This window comes from Anaerolineae bacterium (assembly GCA_014360855.1).
Taxonomy (GTDB): Bacteria; Chloroflexota; Anaerolineae; order JACIWP01; family JACIWP01; genus JACIWP01.
The window spans coordinates 1-6,793 of record JACIWP010000178.1 but is presented as its reverse complement, the minus strand read 5'-3'; the positions used below and the strand labels follow the sequence as shown (position 1 = coordinate 6,793).

Sequence of the window (6,793 nt, the reverse complement as noted above, 5' to 3'; positions counted from 1 at the left end):
GCAGGCCGCGCTCTCCTTCGCCCGCGCCAACGCCGAGCGCTTCGGCTTCAAGGATGTGGATTTCGACAAAATTGACCTCCATGTCCACATCCCAGAAGGGGCCATTCCCAAGGATGGGCCTTCGGGCGGCATCGCCATCGCCACCGCCATGATCTCAGCCCTGTCCGGCCGGCCGGTGCGCCGCGACGTCGGTATGACCGGAGAGATCACCCTGCGCGGGCGTGTGCTTCCCATCGGAGGGGTGAAGGAGAAGATCCTGGCCGCCCATCGCGCCGGCCTGAAGACCGTCCTCCTGCCGAAGAAGAACGAGAAGGACCTCATCGAGGTGCCGCGCAAACTGCGGAAAGGCCTGCGGGTGGTCTTTGTCTCGCACATGGATGAAGTGCTGAAGGAAGCCCTGCTGGACCAGCATGTCAGCACAGCGCCTAAGAAGCGTGTGAGCCGGCGGAAAAAAGCCGCATGAGGCTGGCCTCCGCCGGCCAGCTTTCTCTTCGCCAGCCGTCGAATCAACAAGGAGAAGGCGTCCATGAGCCAGTCCGCATCTCCGCAAAACATCGGTTCCATCATGAAAAACCTGGCCAAAATGACCATTGTGGGCTGGTTGCTGGCGAATGTGTGCATATGCCTGGCGATAGCTTTGGCGTGGCGGTTCGGCTATATTGACCTGGATGCCTGGCGCTACCGCATTGCAGATACCCTCTCGAAGCAAGAATTCATCAATCCGCAGGAGCTGATCCCCGAAACCATGCGGTTTCACAGCGTCCAGCGGCAGGACCTGGACGGCGACGGCGAGATGGAGCGGGTGGTCTTCTATCGGTACGATATTGTCAGCGGCCGTTCGCCGTACGGCGCCATGGTGCTGGACCTGAACAACTGCCGGCCGCGCGGCATCGACACCTTCGAGCTGATCCCCATTGACCGCGACTATCTCAGCGAGGCGCAGATCGAGATTGACATCCGGGATATCCCGGATGTCGGCGGGCCCCAGGATGTCCTGATTTGGGGCAAGACCAGCGACAACATCCGCACGGAGCTGGCCATTTTCATGTGGTACGATTACAGCCAGCCGTGCAGTCCGCCGGCACCGGGGCAGCGCGGCTACTGGAACCTGGGCTTTTTCCGCGGCACCGGCGGCATCAGCATAGACGGCTCGCGGGTGCGCGTCAAGGACAGAGCCTTTGAGCGCTCGCAGTTGGCGGTCACCCGGGTGTATGAGCCGGCCAACGGCTCCTACCGGCAGTCGCCGGACGGCCCGATGCTGGACCCGGTCAGCAAAGCGGTGGAGTTCACCTTTACGCCCCCCACGCCGGTGCCCCAGACCTATTACCCTGAGAAAAGCGTGCTGGCCTTTTACCTGGCCATCGGCCTGAACACCGCAGAGGCCAAGACATATCTTTCGCCAGAGGCGGCGGCGCGCTTCATTGACGGGGAGTATGGGCGCGACGTGGCGGAGCCGGGACAGCTCACCAGCATGGCGGAGGTGAAGGAGATCGCCTATTACCCGGATGTGGAAAAGGAACGCCGGCATGAGCGCATCGCCATCGAGGTGGTGGTAGTGAACCGCCGGCCCGACGGCACCATCACCGGCCCCTTCCGCTATCGGGTATGGGTGGAGGGAGTGCCGAAGAAGGGAGCGTACCCCTACGACTGCGAATGGCGCATCGTGGATTTCCAGCCGATGTAGCGCTCAGGGCCGGCGGATGCGCAGGAACTCCTCCGGGGATTTGCCAGGAGGCAGTGCCAGGAACCAGACCGGCTCATCGGGCAGGCCTTGTCGGGCCATCCATACATGACAGGCTTGGATGATGACCTGATAGTCCAGCGTGGGGGCGAGCACGACGATATGGGGCCGGCCCTGTTCGTCGAGGTAATATTCCGCGCGGCCGGCGCCTTCCGCCGCCGGCACTGTCTCGGCGATGAACGCAAGCTGTACCCCGCCGTCCGGCGCATCCGTGTAGATTTCCTGCCGCGTGATGCGCCCCAGGCTGTACTTGAAATCGGTGCCGAACGAGTAAAACCGCACGGGCAAACCCCTGTGGCTGACGAGAAGCGGATGCGCTGGTCAGACGCATCTTACCCTTTCATAGGGGCGCTGTCAAGCGGATATATAATTCTAAGGTGACAGTCACCTCTCAGGTGACTGTCACCTCAATCTGGATACTGGGAGGTTCACACGACGTGAGGGTTTTGATCACTGGTGGAGCGGGATTCATCGGCACGGCGCTGGCCAACCGGCTGGTGGAGCTGGGGCATCAGGTGCGCGTGTTGGATGATTTGAGCGCCGGCGACCCCTCTCGCCTGCATCAGGATGTGCTGTTCAACCGCGGGGATGTGCGCGATCGCCCCAAGCTGTGGACCATTCTCCACAATATTGACTGCGTCTTTCATCTCGCCGCCCGGGTATCCGTCCCGGAATCCATCCTGTACCCGCGCGAATATAACGACGTGAACGTGGGCGGCACAGTCAGCGTCATGGAAGCCATGCGCGACGTCGGTGTGAAGCGGGTGGTGCTGGCTTCCTCCGGCACAGTGTATGGGGAACAGCCGCTCCAGCCGGTCAAGGAATCTTTCCGCCCAAACCCGCGCGCTCCATATGCGGTGAGCAAGATCGCGGCGGAGTACTATGTCTTCACCCTGGGGCAGTTGTACGGCATCGAGACGGTGGCCCTGCGTATCTTCAACGCCTATGGGCCGTATCAGCCCCTGCCGGCCTCCCACGCCCCGGTGATCCCCTTGTTCATGCGCCAGGTGCTGACCGGCGGCTCGGTGGTCATCTTTGGGGACGGCCGGCAGACGCGCGACTTCGTGTACATTGACGACGTGGTGGACGCATTGGTGGCGGCGGCGCTGGCCCCCGACGTGGACCGACAGATCATCAACGTTGGCTCGGGGCAGGAGGTCAGCGTGCGCGAGCTGGTGCGGCACATCGAGCGGGTCACCCGCCGCAAGGCCAATATCATCGAGAACGCCGGCCAGGACGGCGGCGTGTCCCGACTGGTGGCGGATATCACCTTGGCACGCCAGAAGCTGGGCTTCTCCCCGAAAGTGGATATCGAGACCGGACTGCGCCTACTGCTGGAGCTGGACCCCCGCTTCCGACAGTTGCGGTAAGCCCTCCCCGTGGGGCACAGGGAATTGACTGTCGCCGGCGGCCCCTACGCCGCCGGCTCCTCCCCCAGCATCTGCCGCACCACTTTGCGCCCGTAGAGCAGGGCATAGTTCATGCCGCGATCCTGCGGGTAGATCGAGGCCATGCAGGACAGCCAGAGGTTGTCCACGGGGGTTTTGAGCGCCGGCCGTACCTTCGAATAGTGCCGCAGGATGACCGGCTGGGTCCAGCGCTCGCGCCAGGCCCATTTCTCCTCCACCCAGGAGGCGTCGAACTCCGGGAACATCTTCCGGATATGCGGCAGGTAGGCTTCGAAAAGCTCCTCGGCCGACATGCGGTAGTACGGGTCGTCCGCGTCCAGATAGCGCGAGAGATAGGCGATGTGGGCGCCGCCGTACTCATCGGGCCTCTGCATGTTGGTGTGCTCGATGAGTCCCACGAAGGGGATGGTCGGGTCAGCGATGTTGAGCCAGTAAGTGGTGCTGAGGGAGCGTTTCAGCTTGAGCACCAGGCAGACGTTGGCCAGGTAGATGATCTGCTGGAGCTGATGGCGGTAGGCCTCCGGCAGGCCAGGGGCCATCTCCGCCAGGATGGCCGGCGCGGTGGTGACGATGACCTGGTCGAACGGCTCGAATTGGCCGGCGACCACCACGCCCGTCGCGCGCCCGTTCTCGATGCGGATGTGCTCCACCGGCGAGTTCAGGCGGATCTCCACCCCCATCTCCCGCATCCTCTTCTCCCAGGCGATGAAGACCGGGCCGAAGCCGCCGCGCTGATAGCCCAGCTTCTCCGCGCCGCTCCGCACATCGCGCGAACCGCCCCGCAGTACCAGTTTGTTCCATATCCAGACGGCGGCGACCTGGTCGTGGTAATGGCCGAACTTGTTGCGCAGGAGCGGCTCCCAGACCACCTGATAGACGCGGGGGCCGGCGTAGCGCAGGAGCCATTCCCTGGCCGTGATCTCCTCCAGCTTATGCCAATCGCGGATGAAGCGCGGCCAGATGGCCAGCATGCCCATGCGGATGCGATCAGGAAAGCTCAGGGGCTTGAAGCGCAGGACGTCCAGGGGCGTGGCCAGGCGGTAAATCCGCTGGACGTAATAGAGGCCGGTGTTGGAATCGTTCCAGACGAACTGGTCCCCCAGCCCCAGCTCATGGATAAGCTCCACCATGGCGGTATCGGTGGTGAAGAGGTGGTGGTAGAACTTTTCCAGGTAGGTGTTGTTGACCTTGAAGGAGCCGGCCAGGCCGCCCAGGGTCTCGTCCTTCTCGAACAGGGTGCAGGGGATGCCGCGCTTGGCCAGCTCATAGGCCGCGCTCATGCCGGTGATGCCGCCGCCGACGACTGCGACTCTCATGGTATGTGCGTTCCTCCGTTGGTGATGCTGGGGGGAAGTATACCATTTCGGGATGGCCGGCGCAATTCTCGGTGGGCCGGCAGTGAATCCCCAGCTCGCCGGCCCATCACACCCTCAGGCCCATCTCCCGCAGGTGCTCCGCCAGCTCACTGACCGTGGTGAACAGCAGGGCACGCATGCCGGCCGCCCGCGCCGCCTCCACATTGCGCGGCTTGTCATCCACGAACAGGATCCGCTCCATCGGCACGCCCAACTGCTCCGCCGCCCACCGGAAGGCGGCCGCGTCGGGCTTGCGCCGGCCTATCTCCGCCGATATCCCGATGACCTCGAACAGGTGCATCGGCCAGCCCAAGCGTTCCAGATGCGCCCGCAGGCTGATGGTGGCGTTGCTGAGCAGGCCCAGACGCACCTGCCCATACAAGCGTTTGGCCAGCTCCACCATCTCCCCGTTGATGGTCTCGAAGGGCAGGGTGCCGTGCCGGAAGCGCCCAAACGCCGGCGGAAGCCGCCCCTCCCATTCGCCGGCAACCTGCCGCCAGTACTCCTCCTCGCTGATGGCCCCGACCGACACTGCTTCCCAGGCCGGTCCGCTCCCCAGCGCCTCCAAAAGCGCGCCGGCCGGCAGTCCCAGGGCGCGCTCGTACATCTCGAACTCCGGCCGAAGGGAATCGGGGAGGGTGAACACCCCGCCGTAATCGAAGACGATGGCTTCCGGGCGCTCTGTCATCGGGGAATCCCTCTTGGCGAGAGTTTCACAGCGCGGGTGGGAGAGGTTTGACCAGCGCCGGCACCTCGGCGCTGACGCGCTCGAAGCCGAAGGCCTCGTACAGCCGGCGGGAGCGCAGGTTATCCGCCTGGGTGTTCAGGGTCACTGGGCGGACACCCTGCCGGGCGAAGAACTCCAGCGCATCGGCCAGCAGGCGCCGGCCGATGCCGCGGCCCTGCCAGGCCGGCCGTACCGCCAGTCGGATGATCTGTCCCTGCCCCAGGACGATATCGCCGGAGACATACCCGACGGGCAGTCCCTCCCACTCCGCGATGCGGTAATAGGGCAGGCGGGCGATCATGGCGGCGTGTAGGGGCGGCGGATAGCGCCACATTGGCTCAAAGGCCTGCATGTCAATGCCGGCGGCGGTTTCCGCATCCTCCGGGACCGCCGGCCGCAGGCGCACCTGCACACTGCCGGCGTCGGGGATGGGCCCGCCCCAGCGCGCATACGAGATGATCGAGGTGCGCGTGGCGAAGCCCTGCCGGCGCAGTACCCGCACCAGCCAGGGCACATAGCCGATAAAGACCAACTCCTGGGCGCCGGCGCGAGAAAGGTCCGCTTCATGCGCGGTCAACAGGCGGTGAAACAGAGGGCCGGGTTGTTCCCATGAATCCAGCGCGGCGTAGAGGACGCTGGCCACCGGCGGCCGGTCCAGGCCGCATCCCAGCACCCCGACCAGCCGGCCGGCGCGGTTGCGTGCCAGATATCCCGGCCACTGCAGGGCTGAGGCCTCGTCATAATCCGTATGGATAAAGCTCCAGATGGAGGAGCGCAGGAACGCGGCCACCGCCGGCTTATCCCGCTCCTCCACCGCTTTCACAGCGGGAGGACGTCTCATTTCCATCATGTCACAGCCAGCTTATACCCCCAGGCGCGGTTTGCAGATAATCTCCAGCACCTGCAGGTCGAAAAGGTCCTGGGCGTGTGCCGGCCGGATGACCAGCGCGGTATCGGCGCCGCTCCTCGTGCCGGCAATGGTGATAATCTCCTGGTCACAGCGCACCAGGCCGGCGTCCGCCGCCATCAGCGCCATCTCCACCCCCACCTTGACCCCCTGGCCGAAGATGCGCAGGGTGTAGGCCATGATCTCGTCCACCTGATAGGTTGCCAGCTTGCGCCGGACGGCGCGTCCCACCCCGCCGAAGGCGTGCGTACAGGTCAGGATGGGCACGCCGGCGCGCTCGATGGCGACGCGGTGTTCCGGCTGAAGCTCCTGCACGTTCGGCTCCAGGAAGCCGGCCGAATGGCTGACCACCACCAGCCGGTCGGCCGGGAAGAGCTGTGCCGCCCGGGCACCGGTGGCGCCGGAAGTGGTGGCTACCAGGACGCGCCGGATGTCCAGCTCTTTCATGCGCTCATATGCCAGGGCCAGGGTGCGCTCGGTATTGGCCGGCCCGGGTTCGGCGAAATATACGGTTGGTGCTGTGCGCTCTCCCATGCAGTGCCTCCTCACGGGAACCCCCGCCCCTGGCCGGGGATGGGGTGTTCGAGCAATGGCAAGGATGCCCCTACCGCGTGCGCGCCGGGCCGGCCAGCGCGCGCCCGCGCCGAAAGGCCT

8 protein-coding genes are annotated in these 6,793 nt (G+C 65.0%); 3 read left to right on the top strand and 5 right to left on the bottom strand.

Translation table 11 applies throughout. The features are described from left to right. On the top strand, positions 1-463 hold a 463-nt coding region (locus tag H5T60_10155), incomplete at its 5' end, for an endopeptidase La (protein ID MBC7242792.1). 63 nt (positions 464-526) lie between these two features. After that, positions 527-1,684: a hypothetical protein gene (locus H5T60_10150; GenBank protein MBC7242791.1), complete on the top strand. Its 1,158-nt coding sequence runs from the start codon at positions 527-529 to the stop codon at positions 1,682-1,684. 3 nt (positions 1,685-1,687) lie between these two features. Here the strand turns inward: H5T60_10150 and H5T60_10145 are convergent, their stop codons facing one another. Further along, the gene (locus H5T60_10145; GenBank protein ID MBC7242790.1) at positions 1,688-2,023 is read right to left on the bottom strand and encodes a hypothetical protein; all 336 of its coding nucleotides are present in this window, start codon (positions 2,021-2,023) and stop codon (positions 1,688-1,690) included. Positions 2,024-2,178: 155 nt separating this feature from the next. On the opposite strand from H5T60_10145, the gene H5T60_10140 reads away from it, so the two are divergent. Then, a complete protein-coding gene (locus tag H5T60_10140; GenBank protein ID MBC7242789.1) occupies positions 2,179-3,111 on the top strand; it encodes an NAD-dependent epimerase/dehydratase family protein in 933 nt (310 codons plus the stop codon). 44 nt (positions 3,112-3,155) lie between these two features. Here the strand turns inward: H5T60_10140 and H5T60_10135 are convergent, their stop codons facing one another. The 4 genes from H5T60_10135 to H5T60_10120 form a co-directional block, all read right to left on the bottom strand. Continuing rightward, on the bottom strand, positions 3,156-4,466 hold the full coding sequence (locus H5T60_10135; protein ID MBC7242788.1) for an NAD(P)/FAD-dependent oxidoreductase: 1,311 nt from the start codon (positions 4,464-4,466) through the stop codon (positions 3,156-3,158). 106 nt (positions 4,467-4,572) lie between these two features. Beyond that, a complete protein-coding gene (locus tag H5T60_10130; GenBank protein ID MBC7242787.1) occupies positions 4,573-5,112 on the bottom strand; it encodes an HAD family phosphatase in 540 nt (179 codons plus the stop codon). A 106-nt stretch (positions 5,113-5,218) separates the two neighbouring features. After that, positions 5,219-6,055, bottom strand: a complete 837-nt coding sequence (locus H5T60_10125; GenBank protein MBC7242786.1) for a GNAT family N-acetyltransferase — start codon at positions 6,053-6,055, stop codon at positions 5,219-5,221. A 39-nt stretch (positions 6,056-6,094) separates the two neighbouring features. Further along, positions 6,095-6,673 (bottom strand): hypothetical protein, encoded by a 579-nt coding sequence (locus H5T60_10120; GenBank protein MBC7242785.1) that lies wholly within the window; start codon positions 6,671-6,673, stop codon positions 6,095-6,097. Positions 6,674-6,793: the final 120 nt, after the last annotated feature.